The sequence below is a fragment of the Aureisphaera sp. genome (genome assembly GCF_059726885.1).
On sequence record NZ_AP041051.1, the window covers coordinates 97,615 to 113,752 of the forward strand.

At 40.9% G+C, this 16,138-nt stretch carries 13 protein-coding genes; 7 read left to right on the forward strand and 6 right to left on the reverse strand.

Going from position 1 to position 16,138, the window contains the following annotated elements; genetic code table 11:
* The first annotated feature begins 55 nt into the window (after positions 1-55).
* The 4 genes from AC6JAD_RS00490 (at position 56) to AC6JAD_RS00505 (ending at position 7,425) form a co-directional block, all read left to right on the forward strand.
* Positions 56-2,572 carry a M14 family metallopeptidase gene (locus AC6JAD_RS00490; protein WP_461304069.1) on the forward strand — a complete coding sequence of 839 codons (2,517 nt, stop codon included), beginning with the start codon at positions 56-58 and terminating at the stop codon, positions 2,570-2,572.
* 106 nt (positions 2,573-2,678) lie between these two features.
* Complete coding sequence (locus AC6JAD_RS00495; protein WP_461304070.1) at positions 2,679-4,556, forward strand: glutamate-cysteine ligase family protein; 1,878 nt, start codon at positions 2,679-2,681, stop codon at positions 4,554-4,556.
* Entirely contained in the window at positions 4,540-5,745 is a 1,206-nt protein-coding gene (locus AC6JAD_RS00500; protein ID WP_461304071.1) for a succinylglutamate desuccinylase/aspartoacylase family protein, read from the forward strand. The genes AC6JAD_RS00495 and AC6JAD_RS00500 overlap by 17 nt, the downstream gene beginning before the upstream one ends.
* A gap of 63 nt (positions 5,746-5,808) precedes the next feature.
* A complete protein-coding gene (locus tag AC6JAD_RS00505; protein ID WP_461304072.1) occupies positions 5,809-7,425 on the forward strand; it encodes a SulP family inorganic anion transporter in 1,617 nt (538 codons plus the stop codon).
* 78 nt (positions 7,426-7,503) lie between these two features.
* On the opposite strand, the gene AC6JAD_RS00510 is transcribed toward AC6JAD_RS00505, so the two are convergent.
* Complete coding sequence (locus tag AC6JAD_RS00510) at positions 7,504-8,730, reverse strand: choice-of-anchor B family protein (RefSeq protein WP_461304073.1); 1,227 nt, start codon at positions 8,728-8,730, stop codon at positions 7,504-7,506.
* Between the two features lie 186 nt (positions 8,731-8,916).
* Here AC6JAD_RS00510 and AC6JAD_RS00515 point away from each other — a divergent pair, with 186 nt between their 5' ends.
* A complete protein-coding gene (locus AC6JAD_RS00515; RefSeq protein ID WP_461304074.1) occupies positions 8,917-9,474 on the forward strand; it encodes a thioredoxin family protein in 558 nt (185 codons plus the stop codon).
* A gap of 89 nt (positions 9,475-9,563) precedes the next feature.
* Entirely contained in the window at positions 9,564-10,544 is a 981-nt protein-coding gene (locus tag AC6JAD_RS00520; RefSeq protein ID WP_461304075.1) for a DUF1028 domain-containing protein, read from the forward strand.
* A gap of 32 nt (positions 10,545-10,576) precedes the next feature.
* Here AC6JAD_RS00520 and AC6JAD_RS00525 read toward each other — a convergent pair whose 3' ends face one another.
* Both AC6JAD_RS00525 and AC6JAD_RS00530 read right to left on the reverse strand, forming a co-directional pair.
* Entirely contained in the window at positions 10,577-11,113 is a 537-nt protein-coding gene (locus AC6JAD_RS00525) for a YfiT family bacillithiol transferase (RefSeq protein ID WP_461304076.1), read from the reverse strand.
* A gap of 83 nt (positions 11,114-11,196) precedes the next feature.
* Positions 11,197-12,129 (reverse strand): peptidylprolyl isomerase, encoded by a 933-nt coding sequence (locus tag AC6JAD_RS00530; RefSeq protein WP_461304077.1) that lies wholly within the window; start codon positions 12,127-12,129, stop codon positions 11,197-11,199.
* A 97-nt stretch (positions 12,130-12,226) separates the two neighbouring features.
* Between AC6JAD_RS00530 and AC6JAD_RS00535 the strand changes: the two genes are divergently transcribed.
* The gene (locus AC6JAD_RS00535) at positions 12,227-12,550 is read left to right on the forward strand and encodes a hypothetical protein (protein ID WP_461304078.1); all 324 of its coding nucleotides are present in this window, start codon (positions 12,227-12,229) and stop codon (positions 12,548-12,550) included.
* Here AC6JAD_RS00535 and AC6JAD_RS00540 read toward each other — a convergent pair.
* From AC6JAD_RS00540 to AC6JAD_RS00550, 3 genes are all read right to left on the reverse strand, one after another.
* A complete protein-coding gene (locus tag AC6JAD_RS00540) occupies positions 12,547-13,290 on the reverse strand; it encodes a hypothetical protein (protein WP_461304079.1) in 744 nt (247 codons plus the stop codon). The two genes, AC6JAD_RS00535 and AC6JAD_RS00540, sit on opposite strands and share 4 nt — an antisense overlap.
* Before the next feature lie 2 nt (positions 13,291-13,292).
* Positions 13,293-14,912 (reverse strand): glutamate synthase-related protein, encoded by a 1,620-nt coding sequence (locus AC6JAD_RS00545; protein WP_461304080.1) that lies wholly within the window; start codon positions 14,910-14,912, stop codon positions 13,293-13,295.
* A 144-nt stretch (positions 14,913-15,056) separates the two neighbouring features.
* Complete coding sequence (locus AC6JAD_RS00550) at positions 15,057-16,130, reverse strand: transporter substrate-binding domain-containing protein (protein WP_461304081.1); 1,074 nt, start codon at positions 16,128-16,130, stop codon at positions 15,057-15,059.
* Positions 16,131-16,138 lie beyond the last annotated feature (8 nt).

The window sequence follows — 16,138 nt, forward strand, 5'->3', positions numbered from 1 at the left end:
AACCGCTTCAAAATATTGAAGCGGTTTTTTTATATTTAAAACTTTACACCCTTTTATGAGAAAACTAGCCAACCTATTCGTACTACTTGCCACTACAGTAATTTTTGCACAGGACTATCAAGTTGACCTAAATTATTATTTACCACAAGATGTATCCTACAATTCAAACATACCTACCCCTAAATCGGTTATTGGACATGAAGTGGGAGATTGGCACGTAACTCATGACAAGTTATCGCAGTACATGATTGCATTGGCCGATGCCAGCGATCGCATCATAATTGAAAATCGTGGAACTACATTCGAGGGAAGGCCCTTATTATTACTAACCATTACCTCTCCGTCCAACCTGTCCAATTTAGATCGTATTCGTCAGGAACACGTAAGTCTCACAGAATCGAATGCTGCAGCGCAAAATACTTCTAGTATGCCCGCTGTCGTATATCAGGGCTTTTCCATTCACGGAAATGAACCCAGTGGTTCTAATGCAGCCTTAGCGGTTGCCTATTATTTAGCAGCTGCCCAAGGACCAAAAATAGACGAGCTCCTTAACAATACGGTTATTCTTTTCGACCCTTCTTTCAATCCAGATGGGTTGCAACGGTTCGCCTATTGGGCGAACGTCCATAAAAGCAAGAACATAAACCCAGATCCCAATGATCGGGAATATGACGAAGTTTGGCCTGGTGGTCGAACCAACCATTATTGGTTCGATATGAACCGTGACTGGCTTCCCGTTCAATTGCCTGAGAGTAGAGCGCGTATTAAAAGTTTTCACCAATGGTATCCCAACATCCTTACCGATCATCATGAAATGGGAACCAATGCCACATTTTTCTTCCAACCGGGAATTCCATCCAGAACTCACCCTTTAACGCCGCAACGCAATCAAGACCTAACTGGAATGGTCGCTCAATTTCATGCAAATGCTTTTAACAAACTGGGAAGTTTTTACTACACCCAAGAAAGTTTCGATGATTTCTACTACGGAAAAGGGTCTACATTTCCCGATATTAATGGAGCTATCGGAATCCTGTTCGAACAGGCCTCTTCGCGTGGGCATGCACAAGAAAGTGACAATGGCATACTTACATTTCCCTTTACTATCCGAAATCAATTTACAGCTGCCCTGTCTACCCTCGAGGCTGCTGTTAACATGAGGGAGGACTTACTTAATTACCAAAGGACTTTCTATACGAATGCCAGAAAAGAAGCTGCTAAAGGTGGTGCCATTGTTTTTGGCGATGAAAAAGACGCGGCAAAAACGTATCACCTTGCGGAAATCCTGAATAGGCATAAAATCAAGTTTCATGAGGTAAAAAGTGATTTTACATCGAATGGAAAAAAATACAAAAAAGGGTATGCGTATGTGGTTCCAAAAAATCAGAAACAACATCGTCTTATCAATGCGATGTTCGAAAAAAGAACAACATTCCAAGACAGTCTCTTCTATGATGTAAGCGCATGGACATTTCCCTTAGCCTTCAATTTGGACTATGAAGAAGTCGCTATTTCGAGAGCAGGAAATGAAGTGTCGAATTTTACTCCTCCAACAACTCCAGCAGTAGGAACATCTCAGTATGGGTATCTCATGGAATGGCATGAATATTATAGCCCGAAGGCATTAAATTCAATATTGGGTAAGAAGCTTCGTGCCAAAGTAGGCATGAAAAAATTCTCTTTGAATGGTACCTCCTACGATTATGGGACCATTCTTATACCAGTTCAGAATCAGGTAATGAATGCCTCTGAACTAGGAACTTTCCTGAACGAAGTTTCCAATGAAACGGGTGTTACCATTACCCCAGTAAATACAGGATTAACCGAAGGAATTGATTTGGGAAGCAGCCAATTTCGGGCCTTGGAGCAACCCAAAGTGGCCATGGTTGTTGGAGAAGGAATTAGTCCGTATGATGCTGGCGAAATTTGGCATCTATTCGATACCCGTTATAATATGCACATTACCAAATTAGATACAAGAAATTTTGGGCGTACCGATTTAAGTAGATATACCGATATCATTTTACCGAATAGTTGGGGTAGCGCACTGGATAAAGAAGATGCGGAGAAACTAAAGGAATGGGTGCAAAGCGGTGGAACCTTAATCGGGTACAAAAATGCCGGTCGGTGGTTTAATAGCAACGAATTATTAAAAATGAAGTTTAAAAGTGTACAGGACACTGCAAGAAGTATTTCCTTTGAAAATCGAAGCAATTATTTTGGAGCCAAGGTGATTGGAGGGGCGATTTTTGAAACTGAACTGGATCGATCGCACCCTGTAGCTTTTGGCTACAAAAACAACCGTCTTCCTGTTTTTAGGAATAGCACCATCTTTTTGGAAGCCGATGACCAAAGTTTCAACAATCCCATAAAATATACTTCATCGCCGTTACTTAGTGGTTATATCTCTGGGGCCAACCTTGAGGAATTGGCAAGCACCTCCGCATTTAAAGTGGGTCGTAAGGGCGGTGGGAAAGTGATTTATTTTACCGATAACACCAATTTCCGTGCGTTTTGGTATGGCACCAATAAACTATTGATGAACGCGATATTTTTTGGTGACGAAATGTAAAATGCATCCACATTAGTCGATCTTCTTATCAAAATATGCTTTTTGTCATATTTTGGGTTTAGCATTAGCAATACCTTTCTTCCCATAATTTTTATAGCTAAAGATCATGGGAGAACAAAAGGTGAAGACTGGACTACATTATGCCGGCCGTGCCAAGTTCATAAAGCATCTTCTTAGCGATATTAACGCCTTGGAGCTAATGCTTGACAAAGGGTTAATCGAAGATGATATTTATCGGATAGGATCGGAACAGGAATTTTGCTTGGTCACGAAACATTGGAGGCCTTCAAACAAAGCAGAAGAAATTCTAGCGACAGTAAATGATCCTCACTTTACAACAGAACTTGCGTTATTCAATCTCGAAATAAATCTAGATCCTGTAGAATTGAAAGGGGAATGTTTTTCTGAAGTAGAAAAGCAATTGAATTCCTTACTTGCCAAAGCAAGTCAAGCCGCCGAGAAACATGACGCATATGTATTACTCACTGGGATTCTACCCACCATAAGTAAAAACGAGTTGGAGTTTCATTACATGACGCCCCAGCCACGCTATTGGGCCCTCAATGACATGCTCAAAGAGCTTAGGAGAGGTGATTTCAGGCTACATATCAAAGGAGTGGACGATCTTACCATAAACCATGATTCTGTCCTATTTGAAGCCTGTAATACTAGTTTTCAGATGCACCTTCAGATACCACCCAATGATTTTATTTCAAGCTTCAACTGGGCGCAGGCGATATCCGGTCCTATTTTGGGTGTAAGTGCGAACTCCCCTATTCTTTTAGGTAGGGAACTATGGGATGAAACCAGGATCGCGCTGTTTCAACAAAGTATAGACACACGACATTCCTCCTATGCGCTCAAAAATCAACAAGCACGAGTTTCCTTCGGTACCGATTGGGAATATGGTTCCATTGCTGAGATATTCAAAAATGACATAGCACAGTACAAAGTCATACTTTCTAAGGAAATTGAGCAAGACTCAATGGTGGCTTTAGAGAATGACATCATTCCGAAATTACCTGCCCTTAATCTTCACAACGGAACTATTTATAAATGGAACCGCCCATGTTATGGCGTAGGCGGGGGTAAGCCACACATACGCATAGAAAACAGGTATATCGCGTCCGGGCCTACTTCCCTGGATGAGATGGCCACCTTTGCATTTTGGGTAGGGCTCATGATGGGGCGTCCAAAAAAATTCGACGATATGCCCTCAGTCATGGATTTTAAAGATGCTAAATCCAATTTTATCAAAGCCGCCAGAACAGGAAAACTTTCCGTATTGAAGTGGATGGGAACATCTATTTCGGTCAAGGATTTAGTCCTCGCAGAACTTCTTCCCATCGCCGAAAAGGGATTGAAAAAAATGAATATTGCGGAGTCCGATATAGAAAAATACCTTGGAATAATCGAAATCCGGGCCAAAGGGATCTCAGGCTCACAATGGACTACCTCCAATTATCGTTTCCTTAAGGAGCATATGAAAAAAGACGATGCGCTTCGGGTCTTGACCAAGGGAATGTATCAAAATCAACAAAGTGGCAAACACGTGAATGACTGGCCATCGTTGAATGCAAACAACGATCTATCAAAATCCGCACATTTGGTAGGGCATATTATGTCTACACAACTATTTACAGTTCAGGAGAATGATTTGGCGAATTTAGCCGTTCGTATAATGCAGTGGAAAAATGTGCATCATGTACCCGTAAAAAATGATTCAGACGAAATATCCGGTTTACTCACTTGGACACATATTGAGAAACATGAAGATGCAGCGGAAGAGGATTCCTTGAAAACAGTGGATGAAATCATGGAAAAAAATGTGGTCACCGTAATTCCGCAAACAACTATTTCTGAAGCCATTCGTATTATGAAAGACAATGAATTTGGGTGCCTACCAGTTACTAAGGATAAAGAATTAGTGGGTATCATCACGATTAAGGATGTAATTCAATTTGATAATGGTGAAACTATATAGCAAAACGCTAGATCAATCTATAGAAATACACCGTATCATTGGTAAAATTAAAGGGACTCAACCAGGTCCTACGGTTGTCGTTTTAGGCGGTATTCATGGAAATGAACCCGCTGGTGTATTTGCACTAAATTATTTAATAACCGAGCTAAAATCTAAAAAAACACAAGTGCGGGGCAGTATCTACGCCATTGCAGGAAATCTTAACGCATTAAAAAATGGGCGACGGTTCCAAAAAGAGGATTTGAACCGTTTATGGTCTTTTGATCAGGTGAAAGAGTTTGTTCATTCCGGTAACGACCCCATAAATCCTGATAGAGAGGAGCAAATAGAATTGTATCGAAGTTTTAAGACCATTTTAGAGTCTGAACCCGGACCCTACTACTTTTTCGATTTGCATACGACGTCCAGCGAAACACCTCCTTTCATAACCGTAAATGATAATTTGCTCAATAGAAAGTTCACGTCTCAATATCCCGTACCCATTATCCTGGGCATAGAAGAATATCTTGAAGGTCCACTACTGAGTTATGTGAATGAACTTGGTTATGTGGCTTTTGGATTCGAGGGTGGTCAGCATGAAGATGAATCGGCCATCGAAAACCATATCGCATTTACCTATTTAAGCCTTGTGTTTACCAATTCCATTTCAAGAGAAGACATTGCATTTGATCACTATTTCGCTAGATTATCACAAAAAAATACCATGTCATCTTCTTTCTATGAGATTTTTGAACACTTTGCCATTCGGCCAGAAAAGAAATTTAGAATGAACCCTGGCTATGCTAATTTTCAAAAAATAAAAAAGCACCAAGAACTGGCTACTTACGCAGGTGAAAAAGTAAATGCCCCGTCCTCAGGAAATATATTTATGCCCCTCTATCAAAATCAGGGAACAGATGGTTTCTTCATCATAAGGGCGATCCCTAAGTTTTTCCTTAAGCTTTCAGCCTTCTTACGTAGAATAGGCTTGGATACCTACTTAACATTATTACCAGGTGTTCAATGGAAATCCGATAAAAGGGACTCCCTAACCGTAAATCTGAAATGGGCCCGGTTTTTTACCAAAGACTTCTTCCATCTATTGGGTTATAGAAGTAAAAGAATGGACAAAAACCACCTTATCATGAAAAACCGTGAGGTGGCATCCCGTACCAAAGAGTATCAGGATACGGCCTGGTTCAAGAAATAGTATAGGGATACTCCCTAATCTCATTGAAAAAGCTACCTTTGCGCCCTTAAAAAAGAGGGTGTTATGTTACAGAAAACCATCAAGAATTTTACTCAAAACCCAAAAAATGATATTCTTTCGGGACTTACAGTTGCCTTGGCTTTGGTACCAGAAGCTGTTGCCTTTGCATTCGTTGCTGGTGTAGATCCCCTTGTAGGTCTCTACGGTGCTTTCATGATGGGAATTATCACTGCCCTTTTTGGTGGTAGACCAGGAATGATTAGTGGTGCTACAGGTGCCATGGCGGTTGTTATGGTCAATTTAATAAAGAAAGGTAACGAAGTAGGACTAGATTTGGTCCAACCCATTGAAAACCTAGGGTTGCAGTGGTTATTCATTACATTACTACTGGTAGGGGGAATACAAATTTTAGCCGGTGTCCTTCGCTTGGGTAAGTTTGTTCGACTCATTCCGCACCCTGTAATGATGGGGTTTGTAAATGGATTGGCAATTGTCATATTCCTATCGCAACTGGGACTCTTTAAGGAAAAAGTGGGTGATGAAATGCAATGGATGCAGGGCACAAATCTCTTGATGATGTTAGGATTGGTAGCTCTTACCATGGGAATCATGTTTGGGTTGCCTAAATTGACAAAAAAAATACCCGCAGCATTAACTGCTATCATAGTCGTGGCTGCGATTGCCATTTTTGGAAAAATAGACGTTAGCACGGTTGGATCCTTTATTCGTGATGGTGGTGGGGAAGGCTTACAAGGCGGGCTACCAACGTTCCAAGATCAATTATTTGCCTTGTTCCACACCTTAAAAGGGTATGAGTTTGAAATAGTATCCTATGCTGGAATATTGGCAGCCATAGGTCTTATCGAATCCCTAATGACACTTAACCTTATAGACGAAATGACGGAAACCAGGGGAAGTGGAAACCGGGAATGTGTGGCCCAAGGAGGCGCTAATATCCTTAATGGTCTATTTGGTGGAATGGGAGGATGTGCTATGATCGGTCAATCCATCATTAATGTGAATTCTGGCGGTCGAGGTCGTTTATCCGGTACAGTTGCAGCCGTAGCATTGCTTTGTTTTGTTCTCTTTGGAGCACCGCTCATAGAACAAATCCCAATAGCGGCATTGGTTGGGGTTATGTTTATGGTAGTTATCGGAACTTTTGCCTGGAGTAGCTTCAGGATTCTATTTAAAATTCCCATAAGCGATGCAATCGTACTCATTGCGGTTTCGGCTATCACTGTATGGAAAGACCTTGCCGTAGCTGTTATAGCTGGGGTAATTATGAGTGCGCTGACCTTTGCCTGGAATAATGCTACAAGAATCCGAGCTCGTAAACGAATCAAGGAAGACGGCACCAAAGTATATGAAATATGGGGTCCCCTGTTCTTTGGATCCACGCAAACATTCAATAGTAAGTTCGATGTTAAGAATGATCCTGATACAGTTGAAATCGATTTTATCGAATCAAAAGTGAGTGACCATTCTGGAGTAGAGGCGCTTCGCAACATCACCAATAAATATATTGCAGCCGGAAAGAAAGTTACCCTTACTCATTTAAGTCCCGATTGCAAAACCCTTTTGGTAAAATGGAATCCCGAGTTTGACAATTTCATCCAAGATAATGTAGATGATCCTAGGTATTATGTCGTTACGGATATGATGGATAGTGAGGTGTAATAAAATTTGCACTTTGATTAGGAATAACAAAAAAGCCCTTCGTATTGAAGGGCTTTTCTTGTATGCTAATTTGGGAAATTACTTCACCATTAGTTTCTGTGCTTTTCTGTCATTTACCTGAACAAAATACACTCCAGTGTTTAATGCTGCAATATCTAAACGATAGTCTTGCCCTGCAGTAACGTCTATATCCATTACCTTTTTACCCATCATTGAGAACACCTTCACATTTTCGATTGGGTCCGTCTGGCTCGCTAGGTTCACAGCACCTTGAGCAGGGTTAGGATATATAGAGATTGGACTGTTTTTCAATTCGTCTACTCCAAGAGCGGAAAAACCAAATACATACACACCACTTCCGTCGTTAATGTAAATATTTCCTGTTTCCGGAGATGGATACACACCAAATGCCCCTGCAAAGCCTTCTCCTGAAGCAGAACTGGTATCATAATCGTCTACTAGATTTAATACTGATGGATCTGAAATATCGAATACTTTAAATCCAGCTGTGTAATATGACGTATATGCAAAATCATCAATCACATATAAATTGTGAGGTGTAGCCGAAGGATCTGCCACATCGCTTACACGCGTTGGGTTACCAATATCTGAAATATCCCACACCGAAATATCCGCCTGTGGGTGGTTCCCCAATTCGTCACATATGTAGACGTAGTTTCCATCGGTAGAAATATCCCCTTGATGGTGATACGTAATATCTGCGTCATTGATCGCTGTAATTAGTGTCGGGCTTGCCGGATCGGTTACATCGTATATGAATGTACCCGCAAAACCATGACAGTCTATCATTACATTGCCCCTTACGGTTACATCGTGTCCTTCACTTCCAACTTGGGTTAAAAAAGTTGGGTTTGTAGGATCTGGATTCAAATCATAAATCCTTACACCAGGGGAAGAATTGTACATGTATCCCCTTTCATCAATATGTATATTGTGTGGAGAAGGAAAAGTCCCTACAATTGCTGGATTTGCTGGATCGGTAAGATCTACCACGTTTCCAGTTCCTCCACCAGAAGTACCGCAATAGGCATAATTCTGCCAAACTTTCACATCGAAACCAGGAACGCTGGTTAAGTGAGCTATTTGAGTGGGGTTGGTTGGATCGGTTACATCCACAACGGACATACCATTTCCTCCAACAACGGCGTACACATTACCTGTGGAATCATCAATATATTCCCACACATCTGTGCCCGAGTTTCCAGAGGTTAGCACACCCTTCAATTCAATCTGTGCAAAACAGAAAAAAGGCGCTAATAATAAAAGGAAAGTAATCTTTTTCATTTGTTAGTATTTAAAGGATTTTTGTCTAATTGTATCAAATATAACCATTTAAGGTGTGCAAAAATGTTAATCGAGAAAATTATGAGAAATTACGGGCGTCTCAATTCTAAAAGATGTAACCAAAAGACACCATTTGCGACCTATATTGTACCTTCGTATAGATACTCTTTAAATTCCTGAATTATAATGGCTAGAACAGAATCTAATATGCTTCCTTTAGGAACCAAAGCACCCGATTTTAATCTGACGGACACTGTAAGTAATGACCCCATGACCTTTCATGATATAGCAGGAAAGAAAGGTACTGTTGTCATGTTTATTTGCAACCATTGCCCATTTGTAATTCATGTGAATGAGGAAATAGTTAGGCTAGCAAACGATTATCGTGTAACCGGATTTGGATTTGTTGCCATAAGCAGCAACGATATTGAAAACTATCCACAAGACGCTCCCGATAAAATGTGGGAAGTAGCACGGACCAATAACTATCCGTTTCCTTATTTATATGATGAAACGCAGGAGGTTGCAAAAGCTTATGATGCTGCTTGTACACCAGATTTCTTTCTATTCGATGCACAGCACAGATTGGTCTATCGCGGACAACTTGACAATTCAAGACCAGGTAATAGTATTCCAGTAAATGGCCGTGATCTCCGGGAGGCCTTGGATAATATCCTTAACAATAGCCCTCAAAGAAAAGATCAGAAACCAAGTATTGGCTGTAACATAAAATGGAAGCAATAGCTTTTATCTTAATTTATCTCATCAAATACTCATTCTATAAGTTGCCTTCATCGGTAATTCATATTTTTATAAAACAAAAATATAGCACTATGAAGAACTTCTATATAATAGTACTCGTACTAATTTCAACACATTTTGCCACAGCACAGCATACATTTTCAATTGTTGCCGTAGATCCTGATACGGGTGAAATTGGCAGTGCTGGAGCCACTTGCCTAGGCTTTGAAGATGGTGCCTTAGCCATTAGTGATATTGTCTTGGGCGTGGGAGCCATTCACACTCAATCCTTTTGGAGCCCCACCAATCAGGCCAATGCAAGAATACGCATGGAGGCGGGAGATTCTCCCCAAGAAATAATAGACTGGCTTGTAGCCAATGACGTAAGTGGAAATCCCACCACGCGACAATACAACATAGTAGATCTTAATAGCGGTGATCCAAGAAGCGCTGCATATACGGGCGAAAATTGCTTTGAGGAATTTATTCATATTACGGGCCCCAATTATGCCATAGCTGGAAACATACTCATCTCCCAAGATGTGGTAAGCGATATGGAAACGGCTTTTGTAAATACCAACGGAACGCTTGCTGACAAACTTATGGCTGCCTTACAAGGCGCAAAGAGACCTGGTGCCGATGAAAGATGCTTGGATGATGGCGTGAGTTCATTGTCGGCTTTTCTGCGCGTGGCAGATCCTACCGATACTGATAGCAGTTATGGTAACTTATCCTTGGACTTAAATGTATGGGTAACTTCTACGGTATTTGAACCAATCGATGCATTGCAGGATGCCTACGATGCTACCTTAGGGGCTAGTGAATTTGAGAATAAAAATATTTTCATTGTACCAAATCCAGCGAAAGAACAAGTCACCATACGCACCCAAAGTGCCATGATCTCACAATATCGTATTGTAGATATCACGGGAAAGATTGTTTCTGAAAGAACTGTAGATTCACCCAAAAATCACATCTATCTGGATGTACTCAACTACCCAAGCGGGATGTACTTCATTTCGCTATATGAAAATGGCAAGATACTTACCACTGAAAAACTGATCGTGCAATAACGACTTTGCCTTACGTCATTTTAAAAGTGGGTTTATCCCACTTTTTCTTTGGACAATGCATTTTTTATGTGCGAATAATGATGCATGCTGTGCCAAGAATACATTAGAGCCAATTCTTTCAAATTCATTGTAGCTCCAGATTCGGGATGAACAAGGGTTCGATTCCACTGTTCTTCAGTCAACATTCGAAGTAAATGAACCAATTTATGGTGCATATTTTCCAAGTGTTCGATAGACCAAACGACAGGTAAAGTCATATAATCTCCAAAAGCAGCCCATCCTTTCTCATCATATGCCTTTATAGTAGGATTATCCTCTGTTAAGGTCCATTTAAAACGGGTATAGCTGTTGTGATGACTGTCTGCTATATGGTGTATTAATTGTCTTATGGTCCACCCACCTTCGCGATAAGGCGTATCCAACATTTCCTCGCTAATACCCTGCAACATTTCCTTGAGGTTCTCAGGGAAAATTTCCAGAATGGTAATAGCCTCGTTTAGCAAGGTGTCTGATATGTTTTCGGGAAGGGCAAAACGGCCAATGGGGTAACGTAACTTTTCTAAATTCATAAGGATTGAAAGATTTTTGTAAAAATAAAAAACGTCCTCGATTGGAGGACGTTTTTGATATATTGATATAAACAGTTTATAAACTATTTAACATCCATTAGCTCTACATCGAAAACGAGGGTTGCATCTGGAGGAATTACCCCTCCTGCCCCTCGGTTTCCATAACCTAAATGGGAAGGGATCACAAAACGAGCTTTGTCACCCACCTGTAATAATTGGATACCTTCGTCCCATCCTGGAATCACATTGCCCATTCCCACTGGAAATTCTATCGGGTTTCCTCGCTTAAAGGAATTATCGAATTCGCTTCCATCCGGAAACATCCCTTTGTAATGAACTGCCACGGTCTTTCCTTTTTCTGCTTGTGCCCCAGATCCCTTATTGATGATTTGGTAGCGCAAACCGCTTTCAGTCTTCTCAAAACCTTCAGAAATTGAAGTCAGCAACTCTTCCTGCGCTCTTTTAGCAGCTGCTTCACGCTCCGCTTTGGCACCATTGAATTGACGAAAAGTTTCCACTGCATTCCAATTCTCAGCTTCATCTCCAACCCTTACGATTTCAACTTTCTGCATAGTATCTCCTTGAGCCACACTGTCTACCACATCCTGCCCTTCGACCACGTGACCAAATACGGTATGCTTGTTATCCAACCAGTCTGTTGGTACGTGCGTGATAAAAAACTGACTTCCATTTGTTCCTGGTCCTGCATTAGCCATGGAAAGCACACCTGCACGGTCATGTTTTAATTCTGGATGAAATTCATCGTCAAAATTATATCCCGGACCACCGGCCCCAGTTCCGTTTGGATCTCCTCCTTGTACCATAAAATCTGGAATAACCCTATGGAATTTCAATCCATCATAGTATGGCGTTCCTTGTGGCTTTGCTTCGTTTTCCAGATTGCCCTCGGCAAGCCCCACGAAATTACCCACTGTTCCTGGAGTTTTATCGTGTGTAAGTTTAATAAGGATTTCTCCTTTTTCGGTAGTGATTTTAGCGTAAATACCGTCTTGCATTTTGTTTCATTTTAGTGAGGCGCAAAGGTACGGTTTTGAGCACGAAGGTGGAAATGAAAATAAAAGTTAAATTGCAATCGCTAATTAAAACAAAACTATGTTAGGACTTGTACTCATTTATTTTATTGGAAAAAACTTCTATACCCTTGCTGAGAAACACAATAGAAGCAAATGGGGGTTTGCTGTTTTGGGGGTAGTATCCTATTATGCAGGCGCTTTTATTTTCGGAATTCTACTAGGAATATACATCGAATTATGGGGTTCAATGTCCATAGATGACTACAGCGACCTGGCACTAGGATTTATGGCAATGCCCTTTGGGATTTTAACCTGTATTGGTTTATATCAAATCTTGAAAAGAATCTGGAAGAAAGAAACCAAAGTGGATGAAGACCTAATTGATGATATTGGTAAGTCCTAAGTGTATCTAGCTATGGCTTCATTAAAAAAAGAAGTCATGTCATCCCTATTCAAGCCTTTCACTGGAAGGGCTATACCCTTCCATCCATCTGAATAGACTTTTCCAATTTTAAGTGGTGCGAAAGCGGAAGTGTCCACAAAATCGTGACCATGATAGCCACTTACATATAAGTAAAAATCATCGATCATGGTATCCGGCATGGCCATTCCCAGTCCGATTCCCAATGTATCATTAACCATAGCAAATGCTCCAGAGTCGAAATGATGCGGCCAAATGCGTATTTCGGAAGTAAGGTTGTTCATTCTCAAAACTTCCGACAGTGCCCCATGTACTTTATTTCTATTTTCAATAAGCTCGTTTATCTTTTCAGAATGGTAAAGATTATAAATAAAACCATCGTTCAATTTTTCATAAGGTAGATCGTAATGAAGCGAATGACTATATGCCTTATCCATCCCAACATTCTTGCTAACATCTGAAATCCATGCAACAATGTCTCCGTGAGTCTTACCCTGCAGGGAAAGTTTATTTAAAACTTCTTCATTTCGAATCCATTCTAAAGCAAAGGACTTATAATTTAGGGATAACTGATCACCGTTACCCGTTAGGGGTCTCGTTTCCATTCTTGAAATTGCTTCATTCCAACCCAGGTTGGTGTGGCTATCATCCTCTTTCTTTTCAAGAAAGCTGATCGCAGCAGTTGCCAAATATTGTGCTGCCCTATGCATGATTTGTTCCATGGTTAAGAAGTAATTATTCCAGCGTACTTAATGCCAGTAAGTTTGTACATGTCCTGATTGAAAGTAGAAAGGTCGCTTTTGTTGAATTTGGAAATATCATCATAACCACATGCCCGTGCAATCACCTGAATTAAATGATTCGTTGCATCGAAATAATTAAACAGTTGTTTCGCCGAAGATTCTATAATGAGTCGACTTCGTAAAGATTCTTTCTGTGTGGCAATACCTACTGGACAGTTATTCGTACCGCATGCCCGCATGCCCAAACAACCAATAGCTTGCAATGCTGAGTTGGAAACGGCAATAGCATCGGCTCCCAACATCATCGCTTTTGCAAAGTCTTCTGCAATTCGCAGCCCACCTGTGATGACTAAAGTGATATCCTTGGCTCCAACCTCATCCAAGTATTTCCGAGCCCTAGCCAAAGCAGGAATAGTAGGCACGTTTATATTATCCCGAAGAATGGTAGGGGCCGAACCCGTCCCGCCTCCACGGCCATCTAAAATGATATAGTCTACACCCACATCGAGTGCAAATTGGATGTCTTCCTCGATATGACTGGCGGCAATTTTAAAACCAATTGGGATGCCGCCCGTGCGTTCGCGAACCTGAGTGGCAAACTTTTTAAAATCTTCAACACCATGAAATTCGGGAAATGTGGCTGGAGATATTGCGCTTTCCCCTTCATTTAAACCTCTTACCTCTGCAATTTCCTTGCTCACTTTATTACCAGGTAGATGCCCGCCTGTTCCAGTTTTTGCTCCCTGACCTCCCTTAAAATGAAATGCCTGTACATGATCCAACTTATCCCAAGAAAAACCAAATTGAGCCGATGCCAACTCATAAAAGTAACGGGTATTGTTCTCATGTTCCTGTGGTAACATTCCACCTTCGCCCGAGCATATGCCTGTACCCGCCATTTCCGCACCCTTGGACAATGCAATTTTGGCTTCCCTGGATAAAGCTCCAAAGCTCATATCACTTACAAATAGCGGAATGTCCAACGATAGAGGCTTTTTGGCGCGAGGCCCTATGACTACTTTCGTGGCCACCGCTTCATGATCTAACAAAGGTCTTCTTGACAATTGAGCAGGTAAAAACTGAATATCACTCCATTTAGGCAAAGTATTCCTATCCACTCCCATGGAGGCCGAAAAACCATGATGACCAATCTTGGAAAGCCCATTTTTGGCAAGCTCCTTAATATATCCCGTATAGGGTTCTGTATCTTCTGGATGCGTATCTGCATAGGCCCCTAAATATTCGTCCCTATTGAATGGTTGGGGATGCTCCCTTTCGAAGTTAACGATCTCGTTTCTATCAACTTTTAGGGAATCGCCTTCAATATATTCCTGAAACTTTTGAAGGGCTTCTTCATTATTGTATTCGCTCACCCCTGTATCATAGCGATAATCCCAATAATGCACTCCACAAATAAGGTTTTCCCCTTCAATGTGACCATCGGACAATAAAGCTCCACGGTGAAGGCAACGCCCGTACAGCACGGATACTTCAGTGCCATACCTAATAATTACTAAATCGGTATTACTAACTAATGCATGGGTAGGTTCTTTGTCGTTGAGTTGACTAATCTTGGCAATTTCTACAAGGTCTTTAGGCATGATTAATTGGTTTAGTTATTTACTTAAGAAAGCGGTAGTATTAACTTTGACGTTGAAGTTAATGATTATTTACAGACCACGATCAATATAGACCCTGTCCTTGAGTTAAGAGGTTGGCAAACTAAAGAACGGGATGGATTTTAGTTAAATTTCGGAAAGCCCAAACTCATTCAGAACGATTTCCCATTCGGCAGTTTCCATGATTTCAAGAATTTTTTGAGAAATGATCTTTTCGGCTTCAGAATTGTCATTAGAAAAAGCAAAGGCATAAAACTGAACATCGAATTTTATGGGAAGTAGTTCTATTTTATCAAATTTAGAATCCGTATGAATCCTATATTTCATGATGGGTTCATCGTAGATAAAGGCCTTTATTTCTCCCTTTTTAAGAGCATTTAACCCAAGTACTAATCCATTGTAGGTCTGTACTTCCTTAAAAAAGTTTTCCCTTAAAAAATCTTCGGCCCCGGAATTGTGTATAGTCCCCACTTTTACATCCTTAAATTCATGAAAACCATCAGGATTATTGCTTAGCTGATTCACGGTAAGACTTGAGGCTATACTTGCAGTTAAACCCGAAATAAACAATAAGCCCCCGAACATTAATACCAATGCTGTGGCCTTACCCCGTTTCGATCTGGGAGCCTTATCCCCATAACCAACCGTGGTTAAGGTTACCGCAGACCACCAGATACCATCCCAAATACCACGTGGGCCATATCTAAAATGTTCTGGGTTCTTCTTACGCTCAAATAGCCATGCAAGCGTACCAAAAAGAAAAATGATAAACAGCAATATAAAAAGCCCCCTCAAAAAATTTACATTGAAAAAAGCGCCCATAAAATCCAGAAATTTTCTCAGGGAAGTCTTTTTGGCCACCGCAATAGTAGAATTACTAGCGAAAAACGAACAGCCAAATTCCATAACCTTACTTCTCTCACTGGTTATAGTAAGTGGATTAATACATACATCGACCTCGCCGTTTTCAACTGCGGTAAGCATTTTGGAAAAATCCATCGGGACCAATTCATAAGGTATTCCCAAGTCATTGGCAACCCTTTCCCATAGCCATATATTAACCCCTTCGAGATTACTTTCCTGAGAAATAATAAAGGGCGGAGCTGAAGTATAAGCTACCTTTAGTGTATCCGAAATAGTTTGCGAAAATACCTGATGATTAAATAGCACCAAGGTAAGGACGGAGAATAAGTATCTCATGCAGCTCA